Origin of the sequence: Aquibacillus kalidii, from assembly GCF_014280935.1 — a bacterium.
GTDB classification, from domain to species: domain Bacteria; phylum Bacillota; class Bacilli; order Bacillales; family Amphibacillaceae; genus Aquibacillus_D; species Aquibacillus_D kalidii.
Map to the genome: position 1 here is coordinate 451,026 of NZ_JACLZI010000036.1, position 20,047 is coordinate 471,072.

Annotated in this window: 18 protein-coding genes, 2 pseudogenes and 1 riboswitch; of the genes and pseudogenes, 12 read left to right on the top strand and 8 right to left on the bottom strand. The window is 36.5% G+C overall.

What is annotated here, in order from left to right:
* Positions 1-77 precede the first annotated feature (77 nt).
* The 9 genes from ilvD to ilvA all read left to right on the top strand — a co-directional run bounded on the left by ilvD (position 78) and on the right by ilvA (position 11,366).
* Positions 78-1,745 carry a dihydroxy-acid dehydratase gene (gene ilvD, locus H7K77_RS09950; RefSeq protein ID WP_186577659.1) on the top strand — a complete coding sequence of 556 codons (1,668 nt, stop codon included), beginning with the start codon at positions 78-80 and terminating at the stop codon, positions 1,743-1,745.
* Positions 1,746-2,240: 495 nt separating this feature from the next.
* Positions 2,241-3,965: an acetolactate synthase large subunit gene (ilvB, locus tag H7K77_RS09955; protein ID WP_186577660.1), complete on the top strand. Its 1,725-nt coding sequence runs from the start codon at positions 2,241-2,243 to the stop codon at positions 3,963-3,965.
* The gene (gene ilvN, locus H7K77_RS09960; protein ID WP_186577661.1) at positions 3,962-4,483 is read left to right on the top strand and encodes an acetolactate synthase small subunit; all 522 of its coding nucleotides are present in this window, start codon (positions 3,962-3,964) and stop codon (positions 4,481-4,483) included. Before ilvB ends, ilvN begins: the two co-directional genes overlap by 4 nt.
* Positions 4,484-4,556: 73 nt before the next feature.
* Positions 4,557-5,588, top strand: a complete 1,032-nt coding sequence (gene ilvC / locus H7K77_RS09965) for a ketol-acid reductoisomerase (protein ID WP_186577662.1) — start codon at positions 4,557-4,559, stop codon at positions 5,586-5,588.
* The gene (locus tag H7K77_RS09970) at positions 5,575-7,122 is read left to right on the top strand and encodes a 2-isopropylmalate synthase (protein ID WP_186577663.1); all 1,548 of its coding nucleotides are present in this window, start codon (positions 5,575-5,577) and stop codon (positions 7,120-7,122) included. The genes ilvC and H7K77_RS09970 overlap by 14 nt, the downstream gene beginning before the upstream one ends.
* A 19-nt stretch (positions 7,123-7,141) precedes the next feature.
* Positions 7,142-8,206, top strand: coding sequence for a 3-isopropylmalate dehydrogenase (gene leuB, locus H7K77_RS09975; protein WP_186577664.1), 1,065 nt, complete (start codon positions 7,142-7,144; stop codon positions 8,204-8,206).
* A gap of 48 nt (positions 8,207-8,254) precedes the next feature.
* Positions 8,255-9,673, top strand: coding sequence for a 3-isopropylmalate dehydratase large subunit (gene leuC / locus H7K77_RS09980; RefSeq protein ID WP_186577665.1), 1,419 nt, complete (start codon positions 8,255-8,257; stop codon positions 9,671-9,673).
* 96 nt (positions 9,674-9,769) lie between these two features.
* Positions 9,770-10,360, top strand: a complete 591-nt coding sequence (leuD, locus tag H7K77_RS09985; RefSeq protein WP_186577666.1) for a 3-isopropylmalate dehydratase small subunit — start codon at positions 9,770-9,772, stop codon at positions 10,358-10,360.
* A 52-nt stretch (positions 10,361-10,412) separates the two neighbouring features.
* Positions 10,413-11,366: a threonine ammonia-lyase gene (gene ilvA, locus H7K77_RS09990; protein WP_186577707.1), complete on the top strand. Its 954-nt coding sequence runs from the start codon at positions 10,413-10,415 to the stop codon at positions 11,364-11,366.
* Between the two features lie 36 nt (positions 11,367-11,402).
* Here the strand turns inward: ilvA and H7K77_RS09995 are convergent, their stop codons facing one another.
* Positions 11,403-11,696 (bottom strand): hypothetical protein, encoded by a 294-nt coding sequence (locus H7K77_RS09995; protein ID WP_222599291.1) that lies wholly within the window; start codon positions 11,694-11,696, stop codon positions 11,403-11,405.
* A gap of 149 nt (positions 11,697-11,845) precedes the next feature.
* Between H7K77_RS09995 and H7K77_RS10000 the strand changes: the two are divergent.
* Positions 11,846-12,114, top strand: a pseudogene (locus H7K77_RS10000) (amino acid ABC transporter ATP-binding protein); the annotation flags it as partial.
* 138 nt (positions 12,115-12,252) lie between these two features.
* Positions 12,253-12,408, top strand: coding sequence for an aspartyl-phosphate phosphatase Spo0E family protein (locus tag H7K77_RS10005; protein WP_222599292.1), 156 nt, complete (start codon positions 12,253-12,255; stop codon positions 12,406-12,408).
* Positions 12,409-12,501: 93 nt separating this feature from the next.
* Here the strand turns inward: H7K77_RS10005 and H7K77_RS10010 are convergent, their stop codons facing one another.
* From H7K77_RS10010 to H7K77_RS10020, 3 genes are all read right to left on the bottom strand, one after another.
* Positions 12,502-13,620, bottom strand: a complete 1,119-nt coding sequence (locus H7K77_RS10010) for a DEAD/DEAH box helicase (RefSeq protein WP_186577669.1) — start codon at positions 13,618-13,620, stop codon at positions 12,502-12,504.
* Positions 13,621-13,761: 141 nt separating this feature from the next.
* On the bottom strand, positions 13,762-13,965 hold the full coding sequence (locus H7K77_RS10015) for a heavy-metal-associated domain-containing protein (protein ID WP_186577670.1): 204 nt from the start codon (positions 13,963-13,965) through the stop codon (positions 13,762-13,764).
* A 439-nt stretch (positions 13,966-14,404) separates the two neighbouring features.
* On the bottom strand, positions 14,405-15,184 hold the full coding sequence (locus tag H7K77_RS10020) for a Cof-type HAD-IIB family hydrolase (RefSeq protein ID WP_186577671.1): 780 nt from the start codon (positions 15,182-15,184) through the stop codon (positions 14,405-14,407).
* A gap of 220 nt (positions 15,185-15,404) precedes the next feature.
* On the opposite strand from H7K77_RS10020, the gene htpG reads away from it, so the two are divergent.
* Positions 15,405-17,270: a molecular chaperone HtpG gene (htpG, locus tag H7K77_RS10025; RefSeq protein WP_186577672.1), complete on the top strand. Its 1,866-nt coding sequence runs from the start codon at positions 15,405-15,407 to the stop codon at positions 17,268-17,270.
* 179 nt (positions 17,271-17,449) lie between these two features.
* On the opposite strand, the gene sda is transcribed toward htpG, so the two are convergent.
* The 4 genes and pseudogenes from sda to H7K77_RS10045 all read right to left on the bottom strand — a co-directional run bounded on the left by sda (position 17,450) and on the right by H7K77_RS10045 (position 20,002).
* Entirely contained in the window at positions 17,450-17,599 is a 150-nt protein-coding gene (gene sda / locus H7K77_RS10030; RefSeq protein WP_222599293.1) for a sporulation histidine kinase inhibitor Sda, read from the bottom strand.
* 98 nt (positions 17,600-17,697) lie between these two features.
* Positions 17,698-18,216 (bottom strand): annotated as a pseudogene (locus H7K77_RS21280) (B12-binding domain-containing protein); the annotation flags it as partial.
* Positions 18,217-18,470: 254 nt separating this feature from the next.
* Positions 18,471-19,496: a GGDEF domain-containing protein gene (locus H7K77_RS10040; protein ID WP_186577673.1), complete on the bottom strand. Its 1,026-nt coding sequence runs from the start codon at positions 19,494-19,496 to the stop codon at positions 18,471-18,473.
* Positions 19,497-19,544: 48 nt separating this feature from the next.
* A riboswitch (cyclic di-GMP riboswitch) is annotated at positions 19,545-19,632 on the bottom strand.
* Positions 19,633-19,927: 295 nt separating this feature from the next.
* The gene (locus H7K77_RS10045) at positions 19,928-20,002 is read right to left on the bottom strand and encodes a YjcZ family sporulation protein (protein ID WP_186577709.1); all 75 of its coding nucleotides are present in this window, start codon (positions 20,000-20,002) and stop codon (positions 19,928-19,930) included.
* Positions 20,003-20,047 lie beyond the last annotated feature (45 nt).

A 20,047-nucleotide genomic window follows, 5' to 3' on the forward strand; every position in this document is an offset into this window, starting at 1 on the left:
TAATCCTTAAAAATTTATAAGTTTAATAGTAGCCAAAGATATCCCAAATAAAATGACAGTGAATGAGGCGATACAACATGCGAAGCGATATGATTAAAAAAGGTATTGATCGTGCCCCCCACCGAAGCTTATTACATGCAACCGGGGTGAAGACGAGCGACATCGGAAAACCATTTATTGGGGTATGTAACTCTTATGTAGATATTATTCCAGGTCATAGACATTTAAACAAATTTGCTGAAGTTGTAAAGGATGCCATTCGTGAAGCCGGTGGTATTCCATTTGAATTCAATACCATTGGTGTCGATGACGGTATTGCAATGGGGCACATCGGAATGCGTTACTCGCTACCGAGCCGAGAAATTATTGCCGATAGTGCAGAAACTGTGATAAATGCGCACTGGTTTGACGGAGTTTTCTTCATACCTAACTGTGATAAAATTACACCCGGTATGTTAATGGCTGCAGCAAGAACCAATGTCCCATCTGTATTTGTTTCAGGTGGACCAATGGAGGCTGGTATGTCTCCTTCAGGAAAACCACTTTCTTTAGTTTCCATGTTCGAAGGTGTCGGCGCATATCATTCGGGTAACATGACCGAGGAAGAATTAACTGAATTAGAAACGCTAGCTTGCCCTACTTGTGGGTCTTGTTCCGGAATGTTTACTGCCAACTCCATGAATTCCCTTATGGAAATGCTCGGTCTTACTGTTCCAGGAAATGGTACTATTTTAGCAACTTCTGAGGAAAGACATGAGTTAATTTATCAAGCTGCCAAACATTTAATGAACTTAATTGAGAAAGACATTAAGCCTAGAGATATTTTAACTAAAGAAACAATAGACGATGCATTTGCTCTAGATATGGCAATGGGCGGTTCAACTAATACAGTACTACATACATTAGCTATCGCACATGAAGCTGGTATAGCGTATGATCTGAAAACCGTTAATGAAATTGCAGAGAAAGTACCTTATTTATCCAAAATAAGTCCGGCATCTGATTATTCCATGCACGATGTCCATCTTGCTGGAGGCGTAAGCGCCATAATAAACGAGCTTTGCAAGATAGATGGTTTAATTCATAAAGATCGGATCACCATAACAGGTAAATCCATTTATGAAAATGTGAAAGATGCAAAAATCCTTAATAAAAATGTTATCCGTACAAAAGATAACCCATATAGTCCAGTGGGCGGATTATCTATATTACATGGTAACCTTGCCCCAGATGGAGGAGTTATTAAAGTAGGTGCAGTTGATCCATCCATTAAGCAGTTCAAAGGTGAAGCAATCGTATTCGAATCTCAAGATGAAGCACAGGCTGGCATCGATGACGGAACTGTTCGCTCTGGACATGTTGTCGTAATTCGATATGAGGGACCTAAAGGTGGACCTGGTATGCCTGAAATGCTCGCCCCTACCTCTTCCATCGCAGGCCGAGGGCTCGGTAAAGAAGTAGCCTTAATTACAGACGGCCGGTTTTCTGGAGCTACTAGAGGGATTTCAATCGGTCATATCTCGCCCGAAGCTGCAGAAGGCGGACCAATTGCATATGTAAAAAACGGTGATGAAATTGTCATCGACTTAGAAAACAGGTCAATTGAACTATTGGTTGCTGATGAAGAATTAGCTAATAGGAAAGCAACTTGGAAGAAACCTGAACCAAAAATCACAACAGGTTACTTAGGCAAATACGCAAAATTAGTTACATCAGCCAATACCGGTGGAGTCATGAAATTTTAATTAAATAAAAATTTCCTATAGGCATGACCATTAATTTGTAGTAAGTTAGTATTAAGTATTAACTTTATTAGCATCCTAGTATAGAATAAGATAAACAAAAAATATAAATTAAATCGACGACGGGAATAAAGGAATAAGATTATGTATTTACAGAGAGCCGGGGTTGCTGGAAGCCCGGAAATACACCTTATTCTGACATCGTCCCTGAGTGTTAAGTTGAAAGGTTTTTACCTATTAGGCTTAACCAGGTGTATATAAAGCACCTGTTATCAAAAGAAGCTTTTGTATTTTTACTAGCTTCATGAGACAACATTTGTAAAAATGTTTGTGAATCAGGGTGGTACCGTGAAAAGAAAAGACCTTTTCTCCCTTGTTATTCTGCTTTTTTTGTTATTTGCAGTTAATTGGGTTAGAAATAGGTCTTTTTTCTGTATATAGAGAAAGAAATTATAGTTGGAATTTTCAAAATTATTATTCTTTTTAGGAGGGATTACAATGGTAAGAGTAGAAGCGAAGCCAGAGGCAAAAGTTAAAACAGAGCCAAAAACAGGTGCAGATCTATTTGTCGAATCTTTAATCAATGAAGGTGTTGATACCTTATTTGGTTATCCAGGAGGTGCTGTTTTACCTATCTTTGACGCGCTATATAAAGCTAAAGAATCATTTAATCAAGTTCTAGCTCGTCATGAACAAGGTTCCATTCACGCAGCTGAAGGCTATGCCCGTGTTTCCGGAAAACCTGGTGTTGTCATTGCAACATCTGGACCTGGGGCTACGAACCTAGTAACCGGTATAGCAGATGCCATGATGGATTCTCTTCCACTTGTTGTATTTACAGGGCAGGTAAACCGTAGCGTTATTGGAACAGACGCCTTTCAAGAGGCAGATGTAATAGGAATTACAACTCCTATTACGAAGCATAACTACCAAGTTCAAGACATCAAGGATTTGCCAAGAATCGTGAAGGAAGCATTTCATATCGCGACAACAGGCAGGCCAGGACCTGTCGTAGTAGATATCCCTAAAGATATTTCAGCAGCACCGTGTGAAGGAACTTTTGAAACAGATTTTCACTTACCAGGTTATCAACCTACATTGAAACCTAACCCATTACAAATTAAAAAATTAGCCGAAGCAATTAGTAAGGCAGAAAAACCATTAATTTTGGCTGGAGCTGGAGTTATTATAGGAAAAGCTTCCGATGAGTTAAAAAGCTTTGCTGAAGAACACCAAATACCCGTTACCTCTACCCTACTTGGGTTAGGAGCATTCCCGGGGGATAATAACCTTTTTCTAGGGATGGCAGGAATGCATGGGACATATTCAGCTAATACCGCTTTATATGAATGTGATTTGCTTATAAATATCGGGGCACGATTTGATGATAGATTAACAGGTAATTTAAAACATTTCGCCCCTTCAGCTACAGTTGCACACATTGATATTGATCCAGCTGAGATCGGCAAAAATGTACTGACCCACATTCCAATTGTTTCTGATTCTAAAGCAGCTTTAACCAAGCTTATAAAGTCAACTAAACAATCTCCAAATCACCAAAGTTGGCTAGCAAAATTGGAATCAAATAAACAGAACTACCCACTCTGGTTTAATAAACCTGAGTCAGACATGATAGCTCAATGGCTTGTAAAAGAGATTCATGAAGCTACTAATGGAGATGCGATTGTTACTACTGACGTAGGTCAACACCAAATGTGGGCAGCTCAATATTATTCATTTAATAAACCTAACCGCTGGGTGACTTCTGGTGGACTAGGAACAATGGGGTTTGGTTTCCCAGCAGCTATTGGTGCACAACTTGCAGCACCTGAAGAAACAGTTGTTGCGATAGTTGGAGATGGCGGCTTCCAGATGACACTACAAGAGCTATCCATTCTTCAGGAACGCAAATTACCAGTAAAAGTTATTATTGCTAACAATGGTGCACTCGGTATGGTTCGTCAATGGCAAGAAAAGTTTTATGACGAACGTTACTCTGAATCAATCTTTAGTATTCAACCAGACTTTGTAAAACTTGCTGAAGCTTATGATATTAAAGGTATGAAAATCACTACACAAGAAGACTTGAAAAAATCATTGCCTGAACTGCTAAGCTATGATGGTCCTGTAGTTGTTGATTGCCGCGTTCTTCAACAAGAAAATGTCTATCCGATGATTGCACCAGGTGCAGGAATTAATGAAATGATTGGGGTGAAACCATGAAACGTATTATAACAGCAACTGTTCAAAATCGAAGCGGTGTTCTAAATCGTGTTACAGGTTTACTACAAAAAAGACAATTCAACATTGATAGCATATCTGTTGGCCGTACAGAAGTTGACGGTATTTCCAAAATGACGTTTGTTGTTGACGTTGAAGATAATCAAAAGCTAGAACAAGTCACCAAACAATTAAATAAACAAATTGATGTGTTAAAAGTCTCTGATATAACAGATAAAGCAATTGTTGCTAGGGAACTAGCTTTAATTAAAGTTCTAACTAGCCCACAATTGCGAGGTGAAATTCAAGGAATTATCGAACCTTTTAGAGCATCTGTTATAGATGTAAGTAAAGATAGTCTGTCCATTCAAGTAACAGGAAAACCCGAAAAGATTGAGGCGTTGATTGATCTACTCCGCCCATACGGAATTAAAGAGTTAGCTAGAACCGGCTTAACAGCTTTCTTAAGAGGCCAACAACCTCAAGTTACAGAGCTACCGTCTTATTCCCTATTAAAATAGTAAGAACTATAAAACTCGGTACTATATAAATTTTATATATACAACTAAACAAAAATGGAGAGGTGTAATTATTATGACAAAAGTACTTTATAACAACAATATTCAAGACGAGGTTCTAAAATCTAAAAAAATCGCTATCATCGGCTATGGTTCTCAAGGCCATGCGCATGCATTGAATCTGAAAGAAAGTGGCTTTGACGTTGTTGTTGGATTAAGACCAGGAAAGTCTTGGGATAAAGCAGTTGAAGATGGTGTGGATGTTCAAACTGTTGCAGATGCAACTAGTCAAGCTGACGTTGTAATGGTACTTCTTCCAGATGAATATCAACCAAAAATTTATGAAGAAAGCATCAAACCAAATCTAGAAGCTGGAAATGTTTTAGCATTCGCTCATGGCTTTAACATTCATTTTAGCCAAATTGTTCCTCCAACTGATGTCGATGTATTCCTTGTAGCCCCTAAAGGTCCAGGACACTTGGTACGTAGAACATTTGAAGAAGGCGCTGGTGTACCAGCTCTTTATGGTATTTACCAAGATGCTACAGGAAATGCAACAGATATTGCACTTGCATATGCAAAAGGAATTGGCGCTGGTCGTGCTGGAATTCTTGAAACTTCATTCCAAGAAGAAACCGAAACTGATCTTTTCGGTGAGCAAGCAGTACTTTGTGGTGGTGTTACTAGCCTTGTAAAAGCTGGTTTTGAAACCCTAACAGAAGCTGGATACCAACCAGAAGTTGCTTACTTTGAATGCTTGCACGAATTAAAGCTAATCGTTGATCTAATGTATGAAGGTGGACTTGAAGGCATGCGTTATTCTATCTCTGATACTGCTCAGTGGGGAGATTTCGTATCTGGACCTCGTGTCGTTAATGAAGATACAAAAGCACGCATGAAAGACGTATTAACTGATATCCAAACAGGTGCATTTGCAAAAGGATGGATCTTGGAAAACCAAGCAAATCGTCCACAATTCAATGCCATTAATGCTAGTGAAAATAACCATTTAATTGAAAAGGTAGGAAGAGAACTTCGCGAGTTAATGCCATTTGTAAAGCAACGGGTAAACTCTAAGAAGGAAGTGGTCTCGAATGGTTCAAATTAAGATTTTTGATACTACACTTAGGGATGGCGAACAGTCTCCTGGAGTAAATCTTAATCAACTTGAAAAGCTAGAAATCGCTAAACAGTTAGAACGCTTTGGGATAGATGTTATGGAGGCAGGTTTTCCTGCTTCCTCCCAAGGTGATTTTGAAGCAGTTAGAAAAATTGCCCAAACGATTAAAAATGTTTCTGTTACTGCTTTAGCACGTGCAAAGGAATCTGATATTGATGTTGCATGGGAGGCCCTTAAGGATGCTACAGATCCAAGACTGCATGTATTTATAGCAACCTCCCCTATTCATATGGAACACAAGCTGAAAAAGACACCAGAAGAAGTCATTCAAATTGCTGTTGATATGGTTACCTATGGCAAACAAAAAGGTTTTAAAAAAATTGAGTGGTCTGCAGAAGACGCATCCCGTACCGATCTAGAATTTTTAGCACAGATAGTTGAAAAGGTAATTGATGCAGGAGCAACTGTAATTAATCTACCTGATACCGTTGGTTATACTACTCCAAAAGAATACGGTGAAATGTTCCGATATATGAAAGATAATGTACCAAATATTAATAAAGTTGACCTTTCCGCCCATTGCCATGATGATTTAGGAATGGCTCTAGCAAATTCCATTGCAGCCATTGAAAATGGAGCAACCCAAATTGAGGGTACCATAAACGGGATTGGTGAACGCGCAGGTAATGCTGCTCTAGAAGAATTAGCTGTTGCCTTAACAATTCGAAATGATTTTTATCCTTATACTACTAATATTGTATTAAATGAAACGAAACGTACAAGTGATTTGGTAAGTAAGTTAACAGGAATGGCTGTCCCAGGTAATAAAGCTGTTGTTGGAAGAAATGCATTTGCACATGAATCAGGTATTCACCAAGACGGTGTATTAAAAAATGCATCTACGTATGAAATAATTAGCCCTGAGATGGTAGGCATCCAGTCTAACAATTTAGTATTAGGAAAACACTCTGGTCGCCATGCTTTTAAAGATAAAATTAAACAACTAGGATACGACTTATCTGATGATAAATTATCAGAAGCGTTTAAAGCATTTAAATTATTAACTGATCGTAAAAAAGAAGTTACAGATGATGATTTGTTTGTAATTTTAACAGATATACAGACTGACGTCTCAAACGTAAAACGATATGTATTAGAATCTTTCCAGGTTCAATATGGCTCTTATAATTTACCGACAGCAACAGTTGCCCTCACTACTCCAGAAGGTTCCCGCGCTGAAACTGCATGCACAGGGCAAGGAAGTGTTGAGGCACTTTATAATACACTCGAAAAACTAGTTAAAGAGGAAACACATTTAACCGACTATCACCTCAGTTCAATTGGTAAAGGGCGCGATGCACTTGCAGAGGCACATGTCAGCATGTCAGTGGATGGTACTCAAGTTAACGGTCGTGGATCTGCACAAGATGTACTAGAAGCATCTGCACAGGCATTTTTAAATGCTGTGAACCGAGTATTTCTTATACAAAAAACAGAAAACAAAGAAAAAGCAAGTATTTGATGCAGTAGGAGGTCCATTTATGAATAAAAAAATTGTGTTACTTCCTGGTGACGGCATCGGTGCAGAAGTAATTCATTCTGCAAAAGATGTACTAGAAGCAATTAGTCAAAAGTTCAATCATACATTTACTTTTGAAACTCATGATATTGGAGGGGTAGCCGTTGATAACCATGGTACCCCCCTCCCCGATCAAACAATCCAAGCATGTAAGCTCGCTGATGCAGTATTATTAGGAGCAGTTGGTGGACCAAAATGGGATAACAACCCTTCCCACCTCCGCCCTGAGCGAGGATTATTAGGAATTAGGAAGGCATTGGACCTATATGCTAATTTACGTCCAGTTAAAGGTTTCCCAAAACTATTACACGCCTCCCCTCTTAAGGAAGAAATTATTAATGGTAGTGACTTACTCATTGTAAGGGAATTAACAGGTGGCCTTTATTTTGGTACTCCTAGCGAAAGACGCGATAATGGAAATGCAGTTGTCGATACACTTACCTATACAAGAAAAGAGATTGAACGAATTGTTGAAAAAGCCTTCCAGAGTGCAGAACTTCGCAGTAAAAAGTTGACATCAGTAGATAAAGCCAATGTCCTTGAATCTAGTAAATTGTGGCGCGAAATAGTTGAGGAAAAAAAGGCTGATTATCCAAACGTTTCGGTAGATCATGTTCTAGTAGATGCAGCTGCAATGAAGTTGATTACAAACCCTAGTCAATTTGATGTTATTGTTACGGAGAACATGTTTGGTGATATTTTAAGTGATGAGGCTTCTGTCTTAACTGGATCTCTCGGAATGCTACCTTCTGCTAGTTTAGCAGAAAACGGTGTTGGTCTTTATGAACCCGCTCATGGATCAGCACCAGATATTGCTGGTAAAGGTATCGCTAACCCTATCGCTATGATACTTTCATCAGCACTAATGCTTCGATATTCTTTTGATCTAGACGAAGAAGCTCGAGCAATTGAAACAGCTGTTGAGTCAATTATTAATGATAACTATCACACAGCTGATCTAAAAACTAGTGGCGGCAAACTAGTGAGTACAACTGAGATGACCCAGCTCGTTGTTAATGCGATTTAAGAATTATACATTAAGAGCCTTTACTTATATATGTAAGGAGTGAGAACAATGGAAATGCCAAAAACAATTATTGAAAAAATATGGGAGCAGCACGTTGTCCATCATGAAGAAGGAAAACCAGATCTTCTTTATATCGATTTACACCTAGTTCATGAAGTTACTTCGCCACAAGCATTCGAGGGGCTTCGCTTGAACGGTCGTAAGGTTCGTCGACCTGATCGTACCTTTGCTACAATGGATCACAATGTCCCTACCATTCACCGGCACGTTATAAAAGATCAAATTTCTAAAACACAAATGGATACCTTACAAAAAAACTGTGAAGAATTTAATGTTCCACTTGCTGATATTCACCATCCAGACCAAGGTATTGTACATGTAATAGGTCCAGAATTAGGTTTGACACAACCAGGAAAAACAATTGTTTGTGGTGATAGTCATACCTCTACACATGGCGCTTTTGGTGCTTTAGCTTTCGGAATTGGCACAAGTGAAGTTGAGCACGTCTTAGCGACACAAACTATCTGGCAAGCACGTCCAAAGACTCTAAACGTTAAAGTAAATGGTAAACTAGGTACTGGTGTAACAGCTAAAGATCTAATTCTTGCCATTATAGGAAAATTTGGTGTTAAGTTTGGAACTGGATATGTACTAGAATATACAGGTGAGGCAATCCAATCCCTTTCAATGGAAGGTAGAATGACTATCTGCAACATGTCTATTGAAGCTGGTGCACGCGCAGGGCTAATTAGCCCCGACGATACTACAGTAGAATTTTTAAGAGGGAAACGTCATGCTCCTCAAGGTGAAGACTTTGAAAAGGCTGCTCAAAAATGGAAATCACTTGCAACGGATGATGGTGCAACTTATGATGCAACTGTTGAGATTGATGCTGATGAGATTGAGCCACAAGTAACATGGGGTACAAATCCTGGTATGTGTATTCCTGTTAGCGGAAATGTTCCTGACCCTACTCAAGCCAAGTCTGACTCAGAAAAAAGTGAGATCCGCCGTGCACTAGAATATATGGGATTAGAAGCCGGTCAACCGATAGCAGCTGTCAAGATTGATCACGTCTTTATTGGATCTTGTACCAATTCTAGATTGGCCGATTTAAAAAAGGCAGCAACTATTATTAGCGGACAGAAAGTTAATCCTGCCGTTACAGCAATCGTTGTGCCTGGTTCTCATAGTGTAAAGGTTGCAGCAGAAAAAGAAGGACTTGACATCATTTTTAAAGAAGCTGGTTTTGAATGGCGTGATGCAGGATGTAGCGCATGTCTAGGCATGAACGACGACATCATTCCTGATGGAGAGCGATGCGCATCCACTTCTAACCGTAATTTCGAAGGACGTCAAGGTGCTGGAGCAAGAACACACTTAGTAAGCCCTGAAATGGCTGCTGCTGCTGCTATTGAAGGTAAGTTTGTTGATATAAGAAAGTTCTCTGTTCCCACTCCAAATTAATGGTAAAAGTTAGGATTGTTCGATGTTATGTATCATTCAGGCATCGAACATTTTTCCTTTAAAACGATAAAAAGAAACTTAAGGAGGATTTTTGTAATGGAACCAATACGTAAACACGAAGGATTAGTCTATCCACTTAATCGTTCAAACATTGATACCGATCAAATTATTCCTAAGCAATTCCTAAAGCGCATCTCTCGTCAAGGCTTTGGTGAATTTTTATTTTATAACTGGCGTTTTGATAGTAAAGGCGAACCACGCAGTGATTTTTCGCTTAATTTCCCTAAATACAACGGCACGTCTATTTTAGTTGCCGGAGATAATTTTGGTTGTGGGTCTTCTCGAGAACATGCTCCTTGGGCATTACAAGATTATGGATTCAGAGTTATTATTGCATCAAGCTTTGCTGATATATTTTATAATAACTGCACAAAAAATGGGATTCTTCCGGTACAGCTTACAGAGGATCAAATCAGTGAGTTAATTGACCAAGCGGAAGCAAAGTCCTATACTATTACTGTGGATTTAGAAAATAAGCGCGTATACGATAATCATAATTTTGATGCTAGCTTTGACTTACCAAACTATCAACGCGAGATGTTACTAAATGGTTGGGATGAAATAGCGGTAACTTTAACCCACAAAAATAAGATTGACAAATTTGAAGAAGAACGTGAATTTTCATAAGGAGTGAGAAGACATTGGGGATTGCTTAACTGGAAAAAAAGTATTGGATGCTATGGAACATCTAAGTAAAATTGTCCATCGTACTCCACTAACTACATCATCATCTGTAAATTCTATGATTGGCAAAAATGTATTTTTCAAAATGGAAAATCAGCAAAAAACTGGTGCATTTAAAGTAAGAGGCGCTAGTTATAAAATAGCTCAACTTGAGCAAAACCAAGCTAAAAAAGGTGTAATTGCCGCCTCTGCAGGAAATCATGCACAAGGTGTTGCACTTGCTGCTGCCAAGCGAGGAATAAAAGCTAAAATATTCATGCCTGAAAAAACGCCTCAATCAAAAGTAGAAGCTACAGCAAATTACGGTGCAGAGACTGTTTTAGTCGGTGCATCTTTTCAAGAAGCATACGAAGCAGCTATAAGAGAACAACAACTTGTAGACAGTATCTTTCTTCATCCTTTTGATGATCCGGATGTAATGGCAGGTCAGGGAACTATTGCAATCGAAATGCTTGAACAAGCAAGCCAATTAGATACTATTATAGTCCCTATTGGTGGTGGAGGTTTGATCAGCGGAATAGCAGTTGGGGCAAAGTTTATCAATCCGAAAATTAAAATCATCGGTGTCCAAGCTAACGGTGCCTCGTCCACTTACAATCAATACCACAAAAAAGGACCCACGTCTCTTACAAGAGTGGATACCATAGCCGATGGAATTGCTGTAAAAAAACCAGGGGAAATAACATATCCCATTATTCAAAAATTTGTTGATGATGTTTTTATCGTTAGTGATGAAGACATAGCTTCAGCAATGGTGTACATGTTGGAACGAAAAAAAACACTAATTGAAGGTGCTGGTGCTGCCGCTTTTGCTGCCCTAATCACTCATTCAGGACAAATTAAAAGTGAAAATTGCGGCATTGTAATAAGTGGTGGAAATATGGATATTTCAAAAATGCCTCATATACAGGCTCTTGCAGAAAACCACAGCCTTACTAGTCCAGTTTAATAGAGACAATCCTTTTCTAGGATTGTCTCTGTTTTTTTATTTATGCTGATGACTGTGAATTGTTTCTTCAAAGGAGACTTCCGACTTCGCGTGATTATGTAAATCACAATACCAAACCTCTGTTTTCATACGATGAGAAATATCACATTTTCTTGTCTTCTTAATAAAATTATGCCATACCGTATAGTCATGTGTATCCGTATGAACTAATTTAAATTCAGAACTCATTCGTTTCCAATTGTGTTCCACACGAACTTCTTGTTCGTCTCCATCTGTACTAACTTTTTTCGCAAAGGTATCTTGTGAAGGAACCAGTAACGCTATAGCCAAAACTGCAAACAATATAACCCGTAAATGCAAAAAATCACCTCAATTACGAACTTATTTCCATCCATAATTAAGATTTCCGAAACCTAACCAAAATATTCATTACTCTTTTAAACTTTTCAACACTTCTCTTCATATTTAGTAGGATGGAAAAGAGGTCTCGTGTCGCAATTGTACGGGCAATTGCTATGCAGTCAGAAATCATGCTTGTTGATGAACCTACTTCTGGTTATGAAAGAACTAGTGAATTCCAGAATGACAATGGCTCTGCGTTACACATGAAATGGGATTTGCTCGTGAGGTAGCTGATCGAATTGTATTATTTGATGACGGTGAGATAATAGAAACGGGAACACCCGAGGAATTGTTTGATAATCCTAAGCATGAACGAACAAAACTATTCTTGTCGCAAATTTTATAACAGGAAATTAACCCAAAAAGAAGTCAACGGTATGTTCCTTGACTTCTTTTTGTATAAATATTTGAAATAAAATCAAAAATAGCTTATACTTTACCTTAAACGAACTTATGTTCGCGTATGATAAAGTGGGGGATTAAATTGGTATTATATAACCATATAGAAGAAAAAATTGAAAAATTGCGTTCGGAGCTTTACCAAATAACTCAACAAGACAGTACAAATGACAAAGAAATTCTTAGAGTCTCCCAACTATTGGATACTATATTGAATGAATATGAACAATTAAAGAAATAACCCAAAAAGGAAAATGTCTACCCTAAAATTGTACAGACATTTTCCTAACACACACTATTTTCAATTTACTTTGTTTCTGCAGTACTTAGTAAATTATTTATTGATAATTTTTCCCTTATAAATATTTTTCTCAATCAAATCAACCTTCACTTCGCGCCCAAATTTCTTTAAAACTTTAGCTTCTCCACTTGTAACGATCGAAATAACAGTACCACCATCAGAGCCCAATCTTCCTGTTCTTCCTGAACGATGTGTATATTGGGTTGCATCTAAAGGCACATCCATATGTATTACATACTCGAGATCCTTAATATCGAGGCCTCTTGCAGCAACATCTGTTGCTAACAATACTTGAGCATCCCCACCACGAAATTGCTTGATAGCCCTTTCTCTATCTTGCTTTTTCTGATCACGGTGGATTGCACTGGTTTTGATCCCTTTGTATTCTAATTTCTCAGCCATCACTGTCAAATTAGCAATATCTCTAAAAAACACTAATGCCTTCCTATCTAAGATCCTTATTATTTTTCTTAGCGTTTCGATCTTGTCCCTTGCTTCGCTAACTAGATACATGTGTTCTACTTCTGGTATATCCATATCCATTTTATTTACTCTGATTAACTCCGGTTTATTCATCCATTTTTCTACTTGAGTTTCAATTGTATCTGGTAATGTAGCCGAGAAGGCAAGTAACTGCCGCTCTTTAGGAGTACTCTTCACAATTTCCACTATCGTATTCTGATGTTCCGGAATTAGTAGTTGATCTACTTCATCTAGTACAACTGTTTTTATTTGATGTAACTTAAGTTTCTTTATTTTAACCAGCTCCGCAACCCGACCTGGACTACCGATAATTATTTGTGGTTTTTTCTTTAATTTCTCTATCTGCCTCTTTACATTGGCACCACCAATTAATGTAGCACTTAATATCCCACTATCCTTTGTCCAACTTTGCAATTCCTGATTAATCTGCATAACTAATTCATGAGACGGTGCAAGAATTAGCACTTGTGCATTTTTTAAATTAGTATCAATTTGTTTAATTAGTGGTAGTAAATAAGCCAAAGTTTTCCCACTGCCCGTTGGCGATTCTGCAATAATATCTTTACCTTCAGTTATGATAGGAAAAGTCTTTTCTTGGATCGGCGTAAATTTATTATATCCTGAAGTTTCCCAGGCCTTTTGTAAATAAGGTTCTGTTAGTTCAAGCATAGGGTGACGCTCCTTCTTTTTGAGTTCTACACAGTTAATTTCACTTCATCATAGCATATACCATCATAATATCCTATTTAATTATGACTATTATGATGGTTATCAAATCAATGCATGAATTATTTTCCTTCTGTCCTTAGTTTAAAAATTAAAATGATAATCTCTTAAAATTTGGGAAATTTGTTCTTTACTTACTTGTTTATTATCAAATTGAACTTTAACCTCGAAGTCATCCGTATCCACTAAAACTCTTTCAATCCCATTTAGATTATTTAGTATTCGTTCTAGTTGCTGTATAGACTTATTTCCAGCTACCTCTTTTATATAAAATGTATCCTGCCTCATCGTATCACTCCCTCTTTTATATAATCTGAAATTATTTATTTGAAGTATTTGAAAAAATGTACCCTCTATTCCACGATACCTTAATACCTATCGTGGATCTTCATAATAGGTAGAATCTCATTGCAAATCTATACTGTTAAAGTCTTTTCTAGTCTATTCTTTTTGTCCACTTAGCGTTTACAATCCCCACTAATTTCAGAAACGCCTTTAGTTATTTTGTTCGAATCAAGATGAACTCTCTTCCAATCCCTCCGTATTTTTTTGTCCTTCTTCAAATATTTCGATCATTTTCAAGTTCGGTAACCTATCTTTAATATTATTCTTTACACTTATTTAAGTGTTACGAAACACAAAATTCCACAGAGAAGGGTTAAAAACCTAAATTTACATAAAAAAGGAGTTAACTAATAAATAATAGATAACTCCTTTGACCTATACCTTATATGAGTCCAACCATTTTTAAACCATGAACTAAACCATCATCCTCCACAGATTTAGTTACATGTTTAGCAACAGCTTTTACTTGTTCTTCCCCATTTCCCATTGCGACACTATTCTCAATTACTGTTAACATTTCGATGTCATTAAGGCCGTCACCAAATGCATACTGCCTTTCTTTCGGAATTCCTATTTTTTCAACTACCTTTTCAATCCCTTTTGCTTTTGATCCACCTTTAGGTAAAATATCCACTGATAGAGGATGCCATCTAATAAAATCAAATTCAGGATAGTGTTGAATGTATTGTGATTCACTACCTTCAGGGCAAAACAACAACGATTGATACAATTCTCTACCTTTATAATAAAAAGGGTCATGTGTCGGTAGGTGTTCTAGCTTCAATGAGCTAATACTCTCTTCAATATAAGGATGAGTAGGAACATTTGCTTTCATATCTTCATGATCCATAAATACAACTGGATGTTCCTTTTGCATCGCTTGTTCTGCTAATTTTATTAGAGATGAAGCATTTAATGGATTTGTATAAACTACTTCTCCCTTTAATACTACATATTGGCCGTTATAACTAACATATGTATCGATATCCAATTCCTTGCGTAGGTCTGCATACATAAACGGTGCTCTTCCTGTAGCAATCGCTACCTCGTGCCCTTCTTTCTTTAATTGAAAGATAGCCTCTTTCGTTGACCCAGGAAGATTTTTGTCATGATCAAGTAACGTGCCATCGATATCAAAAAAAATAATTCCTCTTTCCTCCATACTGTCCCCTACTTTCCCTATGTTTATCTTGTAATATATCCAATATAAGTTTAGCTTATGAAAAGCGTTTCATGTCAAATGGGACATAGGGACAGGTCCCTTGTCCCAAGCAGTGGAACCTATTGACATCTAAAACGGAATATGATATTTAATTTATAGTCACATATTAGCACTCCATATCAACGAGTGCTAAAAATCTATAAAAAGGGAGAGAAAGAATATGGCCAAAAAACAGTTTAAAGCCGAATCAAAGCGGCTACTAGAAATGATGATTAACTCTATTTATTCTCAAAAAGAAATCTTTCTTAGGGAATTAATTTCAAATGCCAGTGATGCTATTGATAAAATTTATTATAAAGCTTTAACAGATGATTCCTTAAGTTTTGAGAAGGATAGTTACTACATAAAAATTACCCCGAACAAAGAGGCAAGAACGCTCACCATTACTGATACCGGAATAGGTATGACTAAAGAAGAACTTGAATCCAATCTTGGAACAATTGCCAAAAGTGGATCACTCGCCTTTAAAAATGAAAATGAAATGAGAGATGGACAAGATATTATTGGCCAATTTGGTGTAGGTTTTTATTCTGCATTTATGGTGGCTGATCAAGTTTCAGTTGTAACAAAAGCCCTAGGAAGTGAAGAAGCATATTTGTGGGAATCTAAAGGTGTAGATGGTTATACGATTAAGACCTGTGAAAAAGAAGACATAGGAACAGAAATAACCTTGAAAATAAAAGAGAATTCAGAAGATGATTCCTACGACGATTACCTAGAAGAATATCGTTTGAAAACGATTATTAAAAAGTATTCAGACTTCATAAGATACCCAATCAAAATGGATGTTAGCAGCACAGAGGGCAATAACAAAGATTCCGAAGAAGTAACGGAAGAAGTTATTAATAGCATGGTTCCTATATGGAGAAAAAACAAAAGTGAATTAACAGATGAGGACTATGAAAATTTTTATCAAGAGAAGCACTACGGTTTTGATAAACCACTTAAGCATATTCATATTAGTGTAGATGGGGCGGTCCGTTTCCAATCAATTCTCTATATTCCAGAACAAATGCCATATGACTACTACACAAAAGAGTTTGAAAAAGGGTTAGAATTATACTCTAGTGGTGTTTTAATTATGGAAAAATGCGCTGACTTGCTGCCTGATTATTTTAGTTTTGTAAAGGGATTAGTTGATTCAGAAGACTTATCATTAAACATCTCTAGGGAAATTCTTCAACATGATCGTCAGCTTCAATTAATTGCAAAGAACATCAAGAAGAAGATTAAAAGTCAATTGATTAGTTTATTGAAAGAGGATCGTGAAAAATACGAGAAATTTTACCAATCATTTGGTAGACAACTAAAGTATGGCGTCTACAGTGATTTTGGAAAAGATAAAGATATCCTAGAAGATCTATTACTGTTTTATTCTTCTAAAGAGAAAAAACTTGTTACATTAGAGGAATACGTATCTAATATGAAAGAGGATCAAAAATATATATTCTATGCTTCAGGTGAAAACAATGAAAGAATCGAGAAGCTGCCACAAACCGAGTTAGTTGCTGAAAAAGGATATGAGATTCTTTATTTTACTGATGAAGTCGATGAATTTGCAATTAAAATGTTAATGAGTTATAAAGACAAACAATTCAAGTCAGTATCAAGTGGTGATCTCGGTCTTGAAGACGATATAGATAAAGACGTTGAATCCGATTCTGAAGAATATAAAGAACTATTTAATCATATGAAGGAAATATTATCTGGAAAGGTGAAAGATGTAAAAATCTCAAAGCGACTAAAATCACATCCTGTTTGCCTTACAACTGAGGGAGAAGTATCTATTGAAATGGAAAAAATCCTACAAGCTATGCCAGATAACCAAAATATTAAAGCGGATAAAGTACTAGAAATTAATAGTACTCACGTCGTTTTCCAAGCATTGATAGAAGCTTTTGAATCTGATCAAGACAAGCTTAATTTATACACTAACCTTCTATATAATCAAGCTTTACTTATTGAAGGACTTCCAATACAGGATCCCGTGGAGTTTACGAATGACATGTGGAAACTTATGGCATAAATCAAATGTGCCACTCTATTCAATTTATAGAGTGGCACGATTATATTCGTTCAGATAATGGATCCATTATAGTAATGAAAAGTAACATGTATATCACGATGGTGAAAATTTCTATCGCCATACTTGATGTTGTTAATGGGATATATGTCCTATCTCAATAGTATTTGGCGTAAACTGCACTACGATTGTTGTGCAACACTTTTCTTAATTTTATAAGTTAAGTTTCTTTCTTCAATTTCTTCTTGCAACATTTGAATAAAGTCGGAATCTAAAGCTAAATTCAGAGCAGCATAATAAGCTTCGATTAGCTCGTTATCAGATATCTTCAAAATAAGCTTACCCCTTTTTCAATTAATACTATTTAGAAATGTATTTTCCATATAATAGAACATTACTTACTAGAATGATTGTTCAATAGTGTAATAGCTTATGATAAACACCTTTGGTAAAAGGCCTCTTTCCCATCCAATTCTTTATCTCGCATAGCTTTTTTTATTTTTAAAAAATTATCAATGATATGGTCTGTTTTCATCCCTCTACTCGTGAGAAGGTTATTAACCAATTTAAAATGATGGTGGTTATCCTCACGGCACTTTTCTTTGCCGTATTCCCCATACGTTTCTAAAAGTTCCGCGTACTCCTCATATATACCCTGTACTACTTCATCGATAATCCCTTCTATGCAAAATAACATTGCCTTAGGCTTAGTCCATAATTCGGGCACAAACTCCTGTCTTTGTTCGATCTTCTCTGTTGCATATCTAGATAATAGTAATTGGCAGACATTCGTTGCGATGTGTTCATCTGCAACAGATATCTCATTCAATTCCCACAATTCACCTACATGTCTCATAGCTCTAGTCAAAATTTGTTCAAAAAGAAATAGACTATCCTTTCCTTCGATCCATTCTAACAAAAGGGTCCACGAACTTGTTTCGTCACCATTTAGTAGATGCCTAACTTTTCTATATCCATTTTAATAGTCCTTTAATCTAATGTTCTATTAAACTTCAATATTCTTGTAAATACGTTTTTTCATTATAAAATATTTCACAAAAGGTTGTAAAGAAATTTAGCTTTATTTCGTCAAAGAAATGTATCATATGAGCTTATTCATCAGGAAGAGTCGGGTAATCGTTGTCGAGTAATAAAAGTCATATAAAAGACCCAATTAATTTTGGGCCATAATCTTAGAATTATCTATCCTGCGTATAAGCTAACTCGATTCCGTCCATTCTCCTTAGATTGATATAAAGCTTTATCCGCGTGATCGATTAGAAGTTCTGCAGTGTCCTGATCGTTTGAAGTAGCCACTCCAAAACTGGCAGTAATATTCTTTACCCCAGTAAAAGAATAAGCCTCTATGATATGTTTTAATCGCTCAGCAAATAATACAGATGATTCTTCGTCTCGATCGTAGGATACGATAATAAATTCTTCGCCACCCCAACGCCCAAATCTATCTCCTAAGTGTAATTCATCTTGTATTAAGCTTGAGAATTGTTTTAGTATTTTATCACCAATAACGTGTCCATAGTCATCATTAATTCGTTTAAAATGATCTAGGTCAATAAAAATTATAGAAATTGTCAAATTATTCTCTAGCCCCTCTTCTAACCAGCTATAGACCTGTCTTCTATTTGCAATACCTGTTAGAGGGTCTTGAAAGGCTATTTTTTTTAACACTTCTGATTCAGTGTATGAAGCAATGACGTATCTTGCAAAATAAAGAAAGATAATGTACACGAGGATTGACAAATAATATTGAATTAGGGACTCCTTACTCTGATAAGGAATATCTCCCCATGCACTAAATCCAATCGATACAGTAAACAGCCAGATAATTAGGGCATAAATAAATCCTTTATTATTTTTCAAGGTGACAAACATTAATACGAATGCTAGTGGTGTCCAATATGTCGAATTCCCTGTTGTGAACTGATAATTCTGGACCATATCATGATAAATAATTTCAAAAGATTTCAATAAATAGATTACTGTTATAATTATTAAATTAATTATTTCCATCAAACCGAATGCCCTTTTTTTCACCATGAATAACCAAGAGAATCCGAATACGATGATTAAAATAGGTATAACGATTCTGTTGAGATGATCATCCTTCTCTATGTAAAATACACCTATTAAGCAAGCAACTATTAAAATAGGAAGAATGCGTATATACAACTTACGTTTAAACTCTGAGAAACTATTTAATTCGTTCATAAAATCATCTCCTAATTAAAAAACAACCAACCTGATTGTTTTTTCTCAATCGGTATCTGGCAAGCATATTCTAATACAGAACTTAGCCCCTTTAGCTTTGCGTGTTCATCTTTCAATGAATTTGCCTTTTTCATATTTTCTTTTAATTAAAGATAATCCTATTAGGACAATTATCCTATCATTTGCCAAAAATTACAACAACAACATTTTATATTAATTAAGTATTAATCCTTCCTCCTTAATTAGGCCGTAGATTTCAGATGTCATTATCTGATTTGATTAGTTTCCTTTAATAAATAGGAACCTACGTCTCCCCCCGAAGCTAATATAATTTTCTAAGATTCTTCTATATATGTTTCTTCCCCAACTGTAAAAGAAGTTCAACAGAAAAAAAGACCTAGGTAATACACCCAGGTCTTGGTATCAATTTATTAGACTACATAAGATGTGCCCACGATAATTAGTAAGATGAACAGCACTACGATCAATGCGAATCCGTTTTGCATGTCTTCTCACCCCCGAAGTTCGTTGGTTTACGCTCTAGGTGTTTC